Annotated in this window: 13 protein-coding genes; 9 read left to right on the top strand and 4 right to left on the bottom strand. The window is 71.9% G+C overall.

What is annotated here, in order from left to right:
• Nucleotides 1-8: 8 nt before the first annotated feature.
• Nucleotides 9-638 (bottom strand): TetR/AcrR family transcriptional regulator, encoded by a 630-nt coding sequence (locus tag ITJ68_RS00805; protein ID WP_194659474.1) that lies wholly within the window; start codon nucleotides 636-638, stop codon nucleotides 9-11.
• An 81-nt stretch (nucleotides 639-719) separates the two neighbouring features.
• Between ITJ68_RS00805 and ITJ68_RS00800 the strand changes: the two genes are divergently transcribed.
• On the top strand, nucleotides 720-1,481 hold the full coding sequence (locus ITJ68_RS00800; RefSeq protein WP_228504428.1) for an ABC transporter ATP-binding protein: 762 nt from the start codon (nucleotides 720-722) through the stop codon (nucleotides 1,479-1,481).
• Nucleotides 1,478-2,755 (top strand): ABC transporter permease, encoded by a 1,278-nt coding sequence (locus tag ITJ68_RS00795; RefSeq protein WP_194659473.1) that lies wholly within the window; start codon nucleotides 1,478-1,480, stop codon nucleotides 2,753-2,755. Before ITJ68_RS00800 ends, ITJ68_RS00795 begins: the two co-directional genes overlap by 4 nt.
• A gap of 30 nt (nucleotides 2,756-2,785) precedes the next feature.
• On the opposite strand, the gene ITJ68_RS00790 is transcribed toward ITJ68_RS00795, so the two are convergent.
• A complete protein-coding gene (locus ITJ68_RS00790; protein WP_194659472.1) occupies nucleotides 2,786-3,061 on the bottom strand; it encodes a hypothetical protein in 276 nt (91 codons plus the stop codon).
• 103 nt (nucleotides 3,062-3,164) lie between these two features.
• Here ITJ68_RS00790 and ITJ68_RS00785 point away from each other — a divergent pair, with 103 nt between their 5' ends.
• From ITJ68_RS00785 to ITJ68_RS00775, 3 genes are read left to right on the top strand one after another with little or no spacing between them, the layout of a single operon-like run.
• The gene (locus tag ITJ68_RS00785) at nucleotides 3,165-3,842 is read left to right on the top strand and encodes a hypothetical protein (RefSeq protein ID WP_194659469.1); all 678 of its coding nucleotides are present in this window, start codon (nucleotides 3,165-3,167) and stop codon (nucleotides 3,840-3,842) included.
• 47 nt (nucleotides 3,843-3,889) lie between these two features.
• Nucleotides 3,890-5,335 (top strand): phytoene desaturase family protein, encoded by a 1,446-nt coding sequence (locus ITJ68_RS00780; protein ID WP_194659468.1) that lies wholly within the window; start codon nucleotides 3,890-3,892, stop codon nucleotides 5,333-5,335.
• A gap of 5 nt (nucleotides 5,336-5,340) precedes the next feature.
• Nucleotides 5,341-5,784 (top strand): SRPBCC family protein, encoded by a 444-nt coding sequence (locus tag ITJ68_RS00775; RefSeq protein WP_194659467.1) that lies wholly within the window; start codon nucleotides 5,341-5,343, stop codon nucleotides 5,782-5,784.
• A gap of 60 nt (nucleotides 5,785-5,844) precedes the next feature.
• On the opposite strand, the gene ITJ68_RS00770 is transcribed toward ITJ68_RS00775, so the two are convergent.
• A complete protein-coding gene (locus tag ITJ68_RS00770; protein ID WP_194659466.1) occupies nucleotides 5,845-6,663 on the bottom strand; it encodes a shikimate 5-dehydrogenase in 819 nt (272 codons plus the stop codon).
• Between the two features lie 90 nt (nucleotides 6,664-6,753).
• Between ITJ68_RS00770 and ITJ68_RS00765 the strand changes: the two genes are divergently transcribed.
• The 3 genes from ITJ68_RS00765 to lepB all read left to right on the top strand — a co-directional run bounded on the left by ITJ68_RS00765 (nucleotide 6,754) and on the right by lepB (nucleotide 8,545).
• Nucleotides 6,754-7,692 carry an NADP-dependent oxidoreductase gene (locus ITJ68_RS00765; protein WP_228504427.1) on the top strand — a complete coding sequence of 313 codons (939 nt, stop codon included), beginning with the start codon at nucleotides 6,754-6,756 and terminating at the stop codon, nucleotides 7,690-7,692.
• An 83-nt stretch (nucleotides 7,693-7,775) separates the two neighbouring features.
• Nucleotides 7,776-7,970: a PspC domain-containing protein gene (locus ITJ68_RS00760; RefSeq protein WP_071276996.1), complete on the top strand. Its 195-nt coding sequence runs from the start codon at nucleotides 7,776-7,778 to the stop codon at nucleotides 7,968-7,970.
• Nucleotides 7,971-7,987: 17 nt separating this feature from the next.
• Nucleotides 7,988-8,545 (top strand): signal peptidase I, encoded by a 558-nt coding sequence (lepB, locus tag ITJ68_RS00755; protein WP_194659465.1) that lies wholly within the window; start codon nucleotides 7,988-7,990, stop codon nucleotides 8,543-8,545.
• 3 nt (nucleotides 8,546-8,548) lie between these two features.
• On the opposite strand, the gene ITJ68_RS00750 is transcribed toward lepB, so the two are convergent.
• Nucleotides 8,549-10,651 (bottom strand): acyltransferase family protein, encoded by a 2,103-nt coding sequence (locus tag ITJ68_RS00750; RefSeq protein ID WP_194659463.1) that lies wholly within the window; start codon nucleotides 10,649-10,651, stop codon nucleotides 8,549-8,551.
• A gap of 84 nt (nucleotides 10,652-10,735) precedes the next feature.
• Between ITJ68_RS00750 and ITJ68_RS00745 the strand changes: the two genes are divergently transcribed.
• Nucleotides 10,736-12,118, top strand: a complete 1,383-nt coding sequence (locus tag ITJ68_RS00745) for an L-serine ammonia-lyase (protein ID WP_194659462.1) — start codon at nucleotides 10,736-10,738, stop codon at nucleotides 12,116-12,118.
• Nucleotides 12,119-12,205 lie beyond the last annotated feature (87 nt).

Here is a 12,205-nt window from a genome sequence, read left to right as displayed (position 1 = left end):
TCTGTCGGTCAACCGGCTGCGATGCGGGCCGCGGTGTCGCGCATCAACGCGACCACCCGGCTGCGGACCTCGTCCGGGTCGGTGCCCTCGTGCCGGGCCGCGCTGCGGAGCGCGGTCATCACCATGCCGAGCAGCATCTCGGCCGCCTGGGCCGTCGCCGCGTCCGGGCCCCAGGCCGGGTCGCGCTCGAGGACGGTGCGGACGGCGCCGGTCATCGCCTCGGCCACGGTCGTCATCCGGCTGACCTGGCGGCGCATCAGCTGCGGGAACCGCACGATGAGCTCCTTGCGGGCGAGCCGCTCGCGCTCGTCGCCGAACGTCTCGCCGAACACCAGGAACGCCAGGTCCACGACGGCCTGCGCCGCGGGCTCACCGGCCACGGTGCGGAGGTGGGCGTCGAGCGCCTCGGGGGACAGGTCGAGCTCGGTGTGCCCGAGGACCGCGTCCTCCTTGCTCTCGAAGTAGTTGAAGAAGGTGCGCGGCGAGATGTCGGCACGAGCGGCGACCTGCTCGATCGTGGTGTGGTCGATGTCGTTCTCGAGGGCCAGCGAGCGGGCAGCCTCGGCGATCCGGTGGCGCGTCTCGATCCGCTTGCGGTCGCGGAGACCGAGTGCGGGGGGCGCGACGGACTCAGGCATGGGACGACTGTAACCGGAACGTCACGTGGTTTGCAGCAGATGCAAATTTTCACTCGTGCATCCGCCACTACGCTCAGGCCCATGACCACTCCCGTGCTCGAGGTCCGAGACCTCACGAGGACCTACGGCCGCGGCTCGTCGCGGTTCGACGCGCTCAAGGGGGTGTCGCTCGCGGTGAACCAGGGTGAGAGCCTGGCGATCGTCGGCAAGTCCGGATCGGGCAAGTCGACGCTCATGCACCTGCTGGCGCTGCTCGACAAGCCCTCGGCCGGGCAGGTGCTGCTCGACGGCACCGACGCGGCGACGCTGAGCGCTCGCGACGTCAACCGCACCAGGAACAGCACCTTCGGGTTCGTGTTCCAGCAGTTCTTCCTGACGCCGAAGACCTCGGTGCTCGACAACGTCGTGCTGCCGCTGAAGATCGCCGGCGTCTCCGGAGCCGAGCGGAAGCGCCGGGGGATGGCCGCCCTCGACGCCCTCGACCTGGCGGACAAGGCGAAGAACGACGCCAACGACCTGTCCGGCGGGCAGAAGCAGCGCGTCGTCATCGCCAGGGCGCTGGTGGGGGAGCCGAGCGTGATCTTCGCCGACGAACCGACCGGCAACCTCGACACGAACACCGGGCAGGTCGTCGAGGACCTGCTCTTCGGCCTGCAGCGCGAACGGGGCATCACGCTCGTCGTCGTCACCCACGACGAGGAGCTCGCTGCGCGGTGCGACCGGAGCGTCAACGTGCGCGACGGACTCATCGTCGGCGGTTCGGATGCCCGCGCCGCCGCCGCGTCCCCTGGTGCCGCGACCGCCTCGGTCGCCACCGACCAGCACGGGAGGCACTCCGCATGAACTTCCTCGACCTCCTCCGGACCGCGGTCGGCAACACCTTCCGCTCCAAGCTCCGCACCACGCTGACCGTCATCGCGATCTTCATCGGCGCGTTCACCATCACGCTGACCTCGGCGATCGGCACCGGTGTCGGCAACTACATCGACACCCAGGTCGCGTCCATCGGGGACACCGGCTCGCTGACCATCACGAAGGCCGTCGACTCGTCGAGCACCGACAGCGGCCCGGCGAAGTACGACCCGGACGCCTCCACCCAGAGCGTCGACCGGGGGCCGGCGTCGTTCGGCTTCCTGTCGGCGTCCGACATCGACAAGGTCAAGGCGGTCGACGGCATCGGCACCGTCCGCCCGGCCGTCGCGCTGAGCCCGAAGTACGCCGAGCACGGCGACGACGGCAAGTACGTCGTCACGCTGACCGCCAACGCGGGGGAGCTCAAGGCCGACCTGGCGTCGGGGAAGCAGCTCGACGACGACACGAGGTCGAACCAGGTGGTCCTGCCGACGGACTACTTGAAGAACCTCGGGCTCGGCAGCGCGAAGGCGGCCGTGGGCGAGGACCTGACGTTCGCGGTCGACGACTACCAGGGCGCGGAGCACACCCTCACCGCCAGGGTCGTCGGCGTGCAGAACGAGTCGCTCTTCGGCGGCGGCGCCGGGGCGAACACCGCCCTGACCGACGCCATGCAGGCCGCGCAGGAGATCGGCAAGCCCTCGTCGATCGCGACCTCGTACGCCAGCGCCTCGGCCACGGTGTCATCCGGTGCCGACGTGTCCGACGTGAAGAAGGCCCTGGCCGACGACGGCTACACGGGCCAGACGATCCAGGACCAGCTCGGCCAGTTCCAGACGGTCATCAGCGGCATCGTCGGCGTGCTCAACGCCTTCGCCGTGATCGCGCTCATCGCCGCCGGGTTCGGCATCATCAACACGCTCCTGATGAGCGTGCAGGAGCGCACCCGCGAGATCGGCCTGATGAAGGCCATGGGCATGGGCGGCGGGAAGGTCTACACGCTGTTCTCGCTCGAGGCCGTGTTCATCGGGTTCCTCGGCAGCGCGATCGGCGCCGGCGTCGCGATCGGCCTCGGCACGGCGATCTCGAACGTGCTCGCGGGCACCCTGCTCAAGGACCTGCCGGGTCTGCAGATCCTGCAGTTCGCACCGTCCTCGGTGATCACGATCATCCTCGTGGTGATGTTCATCGCGTTCCTCGCGGGCACGCTGCCGGCTCGTCGGGCGGCCCGTCAGAACCCGATCGAGGCGCTCCGGTACGAGTAGCGCGCGGGCGCGACTCGTGGGGCACGGGAGTCAGGAGCCGTGGACGGTCCGCTGCCAGAGCGCGAAGGTGTGGGCGCCGACGGCGAGCACCAGCAGCACGACCCAGATCGCCAGGGCGACGACGGCGAGCAGGACGCCCCAGCCCGCCCGGCCCCGGGCGGCCGGTTCCCTCCGGAGCGAGGCGATCCCCAGGCAGAGCCCGACGATCGGGGCGAAGAACGTCCACCCGGCGAGCAGTGAGCAGATGCCCAGCACCAGGCTCGCGGTGCCGAGTCCGGTGCGGGTGGGTGCGGGTGCGGTGATCATGTCGACGACGCTACGGACGCGGCCGAGGCGAGTCGTCCCTCCAGGCGGTGATCCGGGTCCACCTGCGGGCTGACCGACACCGGACGCCGGTATCGTTCCGGGCATGGCTCTGTTCGGACGGCGCAGCAAGACCTCGACCGAGCGACCCATCAGCCAGGTCGAGCTGAAGCGGGCCGTGGACGAGGGCTTCCTCATCTCGCGCGCGGCGATCGTCATCGCGGTCGCGAACCGGATCATCACGACCTCCCTCCGCGAGAACGGGTACTTCGACCACGCCGTCGCGGCCGAGGCCACGCGTGAGGAACTCCTCCGCATGGCGACCGAGCAGCGCGGCGACGCCGAGCGCATGCGGGAGATCCGCTCGAAGGCCATGAAGCAGAAGGGCCGGTCGAAGCACCAGCACGACTACCGCCGCGGTGACGACCTCAAGCTCCGCACGCGGGAGGCCACCTACGAGCAGCTCGCCACGATGCTCGAGCAGCGTCGGGACGACAAGGGCTTCGTCGACCGCATCGTCCTCGCCGCCCGTGCCCGTGCGTGGGACGACATCGGCACCACGGTCGTGGGGCGCCTGGGCTGGGCGCAGCGTCCGACCGAGGGCTACGAGATCGGCCGCGACGACCGCGTGCAGCAGATGCTCGACGAGGACTTCGCGGCGCTGCTCGCGGAGCACCCGGTCGGCTCGGGTCCGGACTCCGTGGAGGACACCGACGAGCCCGACGACGCCGACGCGGGCGACGAGGGCACCGACGCCTCGGACGCCGACGCCGCGCGCAGCTGACCCGCCGGCTCCGAAGGCCCCGAGCCACACGGCCGTAGGCTCGACGCATGGTCGATGCGGTGGTGGTCGGGGCGGGGCCGAACGGTCTCGCCGCAGCGGTGACGCTCGCGCGGGCGGGACTGTCCGTCGAGGTCGTCGAGCGGAACGACACGATCGGTGGCGGTGCCCGCACGTCGGAGCTCACGCTGCCCGGGTTCCTGCACGACGTCTGCTCCGCCGTGCACCCCATGGCCCTGCAGTCCGAGTTCTTCCGGCGCTTCCGGATGGAGGACCGCATCGAGCTCCGCCTGCCCGAGGTGCAGTACGGCCACCCGCTCGACGGCGGCCGTGCGGGCATCGCCTACCGGGACCTCGACCGCACCGCGGCTGAGCTCGGCGTCGACGGCCCCGCGTTCAAGCACCTGATGGCACCGCTCGCACGGAACGCCGACCAGGTCGCCGACTTCGCCACCGATGCCCTGCTGCACGTGCCGCGGCACCCGCTGACGGTGCTGCGGTTCGGCCTGCGGGCACTCGAGCAGGGCAGCGCCGCGTGGAACGTCCGGTTCCGCGGGGACACCGCCCCGGCCATGGTCTCCGGCGTCGCGGCGCACTCGATCCAGCACCTGCCCTCGCTGTCCACCGCCGCCGCGGCCCTGTCGCTCGGCTCCTACGCCCACGCCAGGGGCTGGCCGGTGCCGATCGGCGGCAGCCAGGCGATCGTCGACGCGCTCGCCGCGGACCTCGTCGCGCACGGCGGCACGATCACCACGGGGCACGAGGTCCGCTCGCTCGCCGACCTGACCCCCGCCAAGGCCGTGCTGTTCGACACGAGCGTCCCCGGCATGCTCCGGATCGCCGGGAAGCAGATCCCGACCCCGAGACGCGGTGCCCTGCGACGCTTCAGGTTCGGCAACGCCGCGGCCAAGGTCGACTTCGCGCTGTCCGACGCCGTGCCGTGGACGAACGCGGAGCTCCGCCGTGCGGGCACCGTGCACATCGGCGGGACCCGGTCCGAGATCGCCGAGGCCGAGGGTGCCGTGGCCCGCGGACAGCACGCCGAGCGGCCGTACGTCCTGGGCGCCGAACCCACCGTCGTCGACCCGAGCCGCGCCCCGGCCGGCAAGCACGTCTTCTGGGCGTACGCGCACGTGCCCGCGGGCTCGGACGTCGACCCGACCGAGATGGTCACCCGCCAGATCGAGCGCTTCGCCCCGGGCTTCCGCGACACGATCCTGGCGTCGAGTTCGCGGACTGCCGTCCAGATGGGCGAGTACAACCCCAACTACGTCGGCGGCGACATCGCCGCCGGTGCCGCCAGCTTCTGGCAGCTCGTCAAGCGCCCGGTCCTCTCGAGCGACCCGTGGCGGATGGGCGGCGGCATGTACCTCTGCTCCGAGGCGTCCGCCCCGGGGCCCGGCGTGCACGGCATGGCCGGGTGGCACGCCGCCACGAGCGCCCTGCGCCACACCTTCGGCCTGCCGGAGGACGTCGACCTCACCCCGGAGGACTGATCACCATGGCCAAGAACGTCCGCATCATCCACTGCTCGCCGGAGGCCGTCTTCGACGTGCTCCGCGACGGCTGGCTCTACCCCACGTGGGTGGTCGGCGCGTCCCGCATGCGGGGTGAGGACAGGGGCTGGCCCGCGGTCGGCACGAAGATCCACCACTCGTTCGGCATCTGGCCGTTCGTCATCAACGACACCACGACGGTGCTCGAGTACGACGAGCCCCGGCGCATGGTCATCCAGGCGCGCGGCTGGCCGGTCGGCGAGGCCCGCGTCGAGGTCGAGGTCGAACCGCACCCCCGCGGCAGCCGCGTCACCCTGCGGGAGAACCCGGTGAAGGGCCCTGGCTCCCTGGTCCCCGGCTTCATCGCGCAGCCCGGCATCTGGTTCCGCAACCACGAGAGCATCCGCCGGCTCGGCTGGGTCGCGACGGGTCGCGTCGCGAGTCGCTGACCTGCGGACGGGAGGCCCGTCACCAGCTGGTGGCGGGCCTCCTGTCCGTCTCCTGGCTGGTCACAGAGCCCGGCTGAACTCGCTCGCGCGCCGCGCCTGGTCGTCGGTGAGGGCGACGCCCGTGTACCGCTCGAACTGGCGGGCCGCCTGCAGGGCGATGACCTCGGCGCCGGTGATGACGTGCTTGTCGGCCGCCCGGCCGGCACGGACCAGCGGAGTCTCCGAGGGGAAGGCGACCACGTCGAAGACCGTGTGGGCCGCGTCGACGCGGGCCTGGTCGAAGGCGAGGGTGTCCGCCTGGTCGCCGTCCATGCCGAGCGGTGTGACGTTGACGAGCAGGTCGGCGTCGCCGGCGTCCGCCTCGGTCCGCGCCCACGCGTAGTCGTACTGGTCGGCCAGGGCCGGGCCGGTGTCCTCGTTGCGGGCGACGACGGTCAGGTGGTCGAAGCCGGCGCCGCGGAACGCCGCCGTGACCGCCTTCGCCATGCCGCCGGAGCCGCGCAGCAGCACGCGTGCCGACGGGTCGACGTGGTGCGAGGCGAGGAGTGCCGCGACGGCCTCGTAGTCGGTGTTCGACGCCGTGAGGACGCCGTCGTCGTTCACGACCGTGTTGACGGACTGGATCGCGGCGGCGGAGGCCTCGATGGTGTCGACGAGCGGGATGACCGCCTCCTTGAACGGCATCGACACGGAGCAGCCGCGGATGCCGAGCGCCCGGATGCCCGCGACGGCACCGGGCAGGTCGGTCGTCGTGAACGCCTTGTAGATGAACTGCAGCCCGAGCTCGTCGTACAGGTAGTTGTGGAACCGGGTGCCGATGTTGCTCGGACGGGCAGCGAGCGACATGCACACCTGCATGTCCTTGTGGAGGATGGGCATGCGGCCAGTCTCCCACGACGACGGCGATGGAGCGGTCCACAGGATGTCGCTCACGCCTGCGGACGGGGGAGCAGCGTAGGGTCGCGGACGATGAGCGATCTGCCTGAGACCATGCGAGCCGTCCGCTTCGACCAGTGGGGAGACCGGAGCGTCCTCCGCGTCGACGAGGTCCCCGTGCCACCCGTCGAGCCCGGTCGGGTCCTCGTGCGCGTGCGTGCCGCCGGGATCAACCCGGGGGAGTCCGCGATCCGTCAGGGCCTGTTCGACGGTGAGGACCCGTCGAAGCTGCCCTCCGGCCAGGGCACCGACTTCGCCGGCATCGTCGTCGCGGTCGGCGAGGGCGTCGACGGCGTGGACGAGCGCGAAGAGGTCATCGGCTGGTCGTGGGACCGCGCGAGCCACGCCGAGTACGTCTCCGTGCCGGCCGGCCAGGTCGTCCAGAAGCCCCGCCTGCTCGACTGGAACGTCGCCGGCGGGCTCGACGTCGTCGCCACCACCGCGGCCGCTGCCGTGCGCGCGGTCGACCCCCGTGCCGGGGAGACCGTCGTGGTCTCCGGAGCCGCCGGCGGCGTCGGTGGCTTCGTCACGCAGCTCCTGACGAACGAGGGCATCGACGTCATCGCCGTCGCGTCCGAGGCGAACCACGAGTGGCTCGCGTCGAAGGGCGCCCGCCCCGTGGCCTACGGCGACGGCCTGCAGGAGCGCATCCAGGAGCTCGCGACGAACGGCATCGACGCCCTCATCGACACGCACGGCGCCGAGTACGTGCACCTCGGCATCGCGCTCGGGATCCCCGCCGACCGCATCGAGACGGTCATCGCCTACGAGGCAGCGGCCGAGGTCGGCGCGAAGACCTCCGGCAGCGTCGACACCGCCGACCCGGAGATCCTCGGGGCACTCGCCCGGATGGTCGCCGACGGTGAGATCGAGGTGCCCGTCGCCGCCACGTACCCGCTCGACCGCGTGCAGGACGCCTACGAGGAGCTCGAGCAGGGCCACACCCGCGGCAAGATCGTCCTGGTCCCCTGACACGACGGGTGGGGGCAACCCCACCCGGCACCCGGGGGCGATCCGCCTGTCGTCAGTGGGTCGCACGCCGTAGCGTCGTCCGCATGACCTCACTCATGCGTCCTCGTTCCGGCCGTGTCCTCGCGGGTGTCTGCGCCGGACTGGCCGACCGCTTCGGCTGGTCGCGGCTGTTCGTCCGCGTCGCCTGGATCATCCTGAGCCTGTTCCCCGGCCCGCTGTGGATCACCTACGTGGTGCTGTGGATCGTGATGCCGGCCGAGGGCGGACGGCGCCGCTGACCATCCCCTCCGGGTCGATGGAGAACACGCTGCAGGTCAACGACCACGTCATCGTGAACGAGCTGGCCGGTCTGCACCGCGGCGACGTCGTGGTGTTCAAGGACCCCGGCGGGTGGCTCGACACCGCGTCGTCCGTCGAGGGCCGACCGCAGCAGCACCGGTCCCCGGTCGCGGTCGCACTCAGTGCCGTCGGCTTCGGGTCGGACGGGGACGACCACCTCGTGAAACGGGTGATCGGACTGCCCGGTGACCGCGTCCAGTGCTGCAACGCACTCGGGCAGATGGAGGTCAACGGCGTGCCGATCAGCGAGCCGTACCTCCGCGTCCAGCCCGGTGAAGCGGCGTCGACGATCCCGTTCGACGTGACCGTCCCGCCGGGGTCCCTGTGGGTGATGGGCGACAACCGGGGCGACTCGGCCGACTCCCGCCTGCACCAGGGGCTGCCCTCGAAGGGGTTCGTCCCCGAGCGCGACGTCGTCGGGCGCGCGGTCCTGATCTCGTGGCCGACGAAGCACTGGACGTGGCTGGACGACCACCCGCGGGTCTTCGCGGGGACGGACCGCCCGCACCGGTGACCGTCAGCGCTGCAGGGCGGAGAGCTTGGCCCGCAGCGCGCGGTCGAAGTACGGCTCGAGGGTCTGGGCGAACGTCGCCGTGACGTGGCTGCCGTCCCGGTACACGACGACGCCGCCGATCACCGGCGGGCACGTGACGGCGGTGCAGTAGTAGTCGGTGAGGTCGATCTCGGCCGCGCGTCCACGGAACGCCGCGACGGCCTCGGCCGAGCCCTCGAAGGGTGACGTCGCGATCTGGCGGGGCTGGTCGCAGGTTGCGTCCGTCGGGCCGTTCATCTCGCTGACGCAGGTGATGACGTCCGCGCGCGGCACCGGGTTGTCGCGGAGGGCGATCACCGGGACCCTGCCGGCGGTCGCGGCTTCCCACGCCTCGGTCATGCCCGTGACCGTGGCCTGTTCCGTGGTCTGACCGGCCGCGGGCACGACCGGGCGCAGGCCGGCGGAGTGCGTCACGAGCAGGGCGTCGACGTCCTGGTGCTGCTGGACGTAGGCGATCGCCTTCCGCTTCCAGCTGGTGCACGCAGCGACCTGCTGGGCATCGGGAGCCGACTGCACCGCGGTGGTGAGGTAGCAGCCGCCGTGCCCGGCGACGTCGATCCGCCAGCCGTTCTGCTTGCCGATGCGGTCGTACACGTCGAGCCAGACGTTGTTGTGCGAGTCGCCGATCGCGATGAGGCGCTTGGAGTACCCCGTGGTCTTCCCCAGGGCACACACGTTGAAGTCGTCCGTCGACCCCGACCAGCACGCATCGCGGTTCGCGTCGTCGTGGCGCGCCGCGGCCGGGGCAGGGACGCGGACGTCGGCGAGCCGGGCGTCCCTGCACGGGTCGTCGGAGCCGATGCGCGCCGCCGCACCGAAGCACGGCACGTGCCCGGTCGTCAGGTCCTTCGCGAACGTCGCCGCCCGGACCTCCTGCACGTGCACGGCCGTGAGGGTCCCGACGCCGAGGCCCGCCACGACGAGCGAGCAGACCACGCCGAGGACCGCGACTCGTCGCGGGCGGAGCGCACGCACCCAGCCCGAGAACCGCAGGGGTTCCTCGACGAACACGGTCGTCAGGCTGGCGAGGACGAGGGCGCCGACCAGGATGGCGAGCTTGCTCCTGAGACCCAGAGCGTGGCCCAGGACGAGCGGCAGGACCACGACCGCCGGCCAGTGCCACAGGTAGAGCGCGTACGAGATCCGGCCGGTGAACGCGACCGGCCGGAGGGCTCCGAGGCTCTCGAACACCGTCCGTGCCCCGAACGTCACCAGGAGCGTCGCGCCGAGCACCGGGAGCAGTGCGGCCGTCCCCGGGAAGGGCGTGGAGGGCGTGATGACCCAGAGTGCGGTCACCAGTGCGCCGGCACCGACGGCGGCGCCGACCAGCCGCGTCACGCGTGCGGCGCGCGTGCTCGGCCGGGGGAGCGCGACCGTCGCAGCGAGGCCGCCGAGGGCGAACTCCCACGCACGCGTGGCCGTCGAGAAGTAGGCGACGCCCGGGGTGCTGCCGGTCTGGGCGATGCACCAGACGAGCGACAGGACGCCGACCGCCCCGAGGAGGACCCGTGCCCGCGTCACGACCGTCAGGCGGCCCCGTGCGACGAACGAGACCGCGATGAGCAGCAGCGGCAGCGCGATGTAGAACTGTTCCTCGACGGAGAGCGACCAGAAGTGCTGGAACGGCGACGGTCGGTTGTCCGATGCGAGGTAGTCCACCGAGTCGGACGCGAGCTGCCAGTTCTGGGCGTAGACCGTCGAGGCGATGAGTTCGCGGCCGTACTGCCCCCAGAGGGCGCTCGGGACGAACGCCAGGACCGCGGCGCCCGTGGCGGCGATCGTCAGGAACGCGCCCGGCAGCAAGCGCTTGGCTCGGCGGGCCCAGAACTGGCCGAGCCGGAGGCGACCCGTCGCACGCTGCTCCCGGAGCAGGTGCGCGGTGATGAGGTACCCGGAGATGACGAAGAACACGTCGACGCCGACGAACCCGCCCGGCAGCCGGTTCGGCCAGAGGTGGTAGAGCACGACGGCGAGGACGGCGAAGGCACGGAGCCCCTGGATGTCCCAGCGGGTCGTGTCACGAGCGCGGTGGGCGGGGCTCCGGTCGGGGCCGGAAGGAGTTGTCACCGTCGGCAAGCATAGGAGACCGGTGGCGACGGCAGCGCGACCGCCCCGGGAGCTGTTCCGTCCGGACGGGTTAGGGTGGCGGACGTGCCGGTCTCCGTCTTCGATCTGTTCAGCATCGGTGTCGGCCCGTCGAGCTCGCACACCGTGGGGCCCATGCGGGCCGCGGCCGAGTTCGCCGCGCGTGTGGCGACGCTGCCGGTCGTGTCGGTCCGCGTCGACCTGTACGGCTCGCTCGCGTCCACCGGCCAGGGCCACGGCACGCTCGGGGCCGTCGCCGCGGGGCTCACCGGGGAGCTGCCCGAGACGGTCGACCCCGACGCGATGGCGCAGTCGCTCGAGGACCTCGAGCGCACCGGCACGCTGCGGCTCTCGGGCGGGCAGGTCGTGCCGTTCCGGCTCGGGGAGATCGTCCAGCACCCGCTGACGATGCTGCCCCGGCACCCGAACGCGCTGCGGCTCCGGGCCTTCGACGACACCGGGAGCCAGCTCGCCGTCGAGACCTACTACTCCGTCGGCGGCGGGTTCATCACCCGCGACGGCGACGACGCACCGGCCGACGTGGCCGAGGCCGCGATCCCGGTCGACGACACCGTGCCGTACCCGTTCTCCAGCGGCGCGGAACTGCTCGCCGCGTGCGCCGCGACCGGCCTGCCCCTGAGCGGCATCGCGATGGCGAACGAGACCGCCACCAGGACCGAGGACGAGGTCCGTCGGGGCCTGCTCGAGATCCACGCCGTGATGGAGTCCTGCGTCGACCGCAGCGTCCGACGATCGGGCACGCTGCCGGGTGGGCTCGAGGTCCGCCGGCGCGCCGCCAACTGGTTCGAGCAGCTCACCCGCGACGACCCCGGCCACGACCCGCTCTTCGCGATGGAGTGGACGAACCTGACCGCGATGGCCGTCAACGAGGAGAACGCCTCGGGCGGCCGGGTCGTCACCGCCCCGACCAACGGCGCCGCCGGGATCATCCCCGCGGTGCTCTTCTACGCGCTGACCTACGTGCCGACGATCACCGCCGACCGTCGCGACGACGCCGTGGTGCGGTTCCTGCTGACCGCCGGTGCCGTCGGGTCGATCTACAAGGAACGCGCCTCGATCTCCGGCGCCGAGGTCGGCTGCCAGGGTGAGGTCGGTTCGGCCGCGTCGATGGCCGCCGCCGGGCTCGCCGAGCTCCTCGGGGGGACGCCCGAGCAGGTCGAGAACGCCGCGGAGATCGCGATGGAGCACAACCTCGGGCTGACCTGCGACCCGATCGGCGGACTCGTGCAGATCCCGTGCATCGAGCGCAACGCCATCGCGGCGAACAAGGCCGTCAACGCCGCGCGGATGGCGCTCCGGGGCGACGGCGTGCACCACGTGTCGCTCGACCAGGTCGTCGAGACCATGCGGCAGACCGGCGCCGACATGTCGACCAAGTACAAGGAGACCGCCATGGGCGGGCTCGCGGTGAACGTCCCCCTCTGCTGACCGGACCGGCGCGGCCGGGGCGAGCCGGGCCTCCAGTCCGTCCGTCCCCACGCGCCGGAGGGCGGCCTGCTCCACAACTGGGGGAGG

It is taken from the genome of Curtobacterium sp. VKM Ac-1395, assembly GCF_015350975.1.
Classification (GTDB): domain Bacteria; phylum Actinomycetota; class Actinomycetes; order Actinomycetales; family Microbacteriaceae; genus Curtobacterium.
Note: the sequence above shows the minus strand (reverse complement) of the source record. Positions and strands in the feature narration are given on the sequence as shown.

Bases quoted from the DNA above. Each gene is read 5' to 3' on its own strand.
- lepB (WP_194659465.1), top strand. From the start codon at position 7,988: ATGGAGAACACGCTGCAGGTCAACGACCACGTCATCGTGAACGAGCTG.
- ITJ68_RS00800 (WP_228504428.1), top strand. From the start codon at position 720: ATGACCACTCCCGTGCTCGAGGTCCGAGACCTCACGAGGACCTACGGC.
- ITJ68_RS00780 (WP_194659468.1), top strand. From the start codon at position 3,890: ATGGTCGATGCGGTGGTGGTCGGGGCGGGGCCGAACGGTCTCGCCGCA.
- ITJ68_RS00805 (WP_194659474.1), bottom strand. From the start codon at position 638: ATGCCTGAGTCCGTCGCGCCCCCCGCACTCGGTCTCCGCGACCGCAAG.
- ITJ68_RS00765 (WP_228504427.1), top strand. From the start codon at position 6,754: ATGAGCGATCTGCCTGAGACCATGCGAGCCGTCCGCTTCGACCAGTGG.
- ITJ68_RS00795 (WP_194659473.1), top strand. From the start codon at position 1,478: ATGAACTTCCTCGACCTCCTCCGGACCGCGGTCGGCAACACCTTCCGC.
- ITJ68_RS00775 (WP_194659467.1), top strand. From the start codon at position 5,341: ATGGCCAAGAACGTCCGCATCATCCACTGCTCGCCGGAGGCCGTCTTC.
- ITJ68_RS00770 (WP_194659466.1), bottom strand. From the start codon at position 6,663: ATGCCCATCCTCCACAAGGACATGCAGGTGTGCATGTCGCTCGCTGCC.
- ITJ68_RS00785 (WP_194659469.1), top strand. From the start codon at position 3,165: ATGGCTCTGTTCGGACGGCGCAGCAAGACCTCGACCGAGCGACCCATC.
- ITJ68_RS00790 (WP_194659472.1), bottom strand. From the start codon at position 3,061: ATGATCACCGCACCCGCACCCACCCGCACCGGACTCGGCACCGCGAGC.
- ITJ68_RS00760 (WP_071276996.1), top strand. From the start codon at position 7,776: ATGACCTCACTCATGCGTCCTCGTTCCGGCCGTGTCCTCGCGGGTGTC.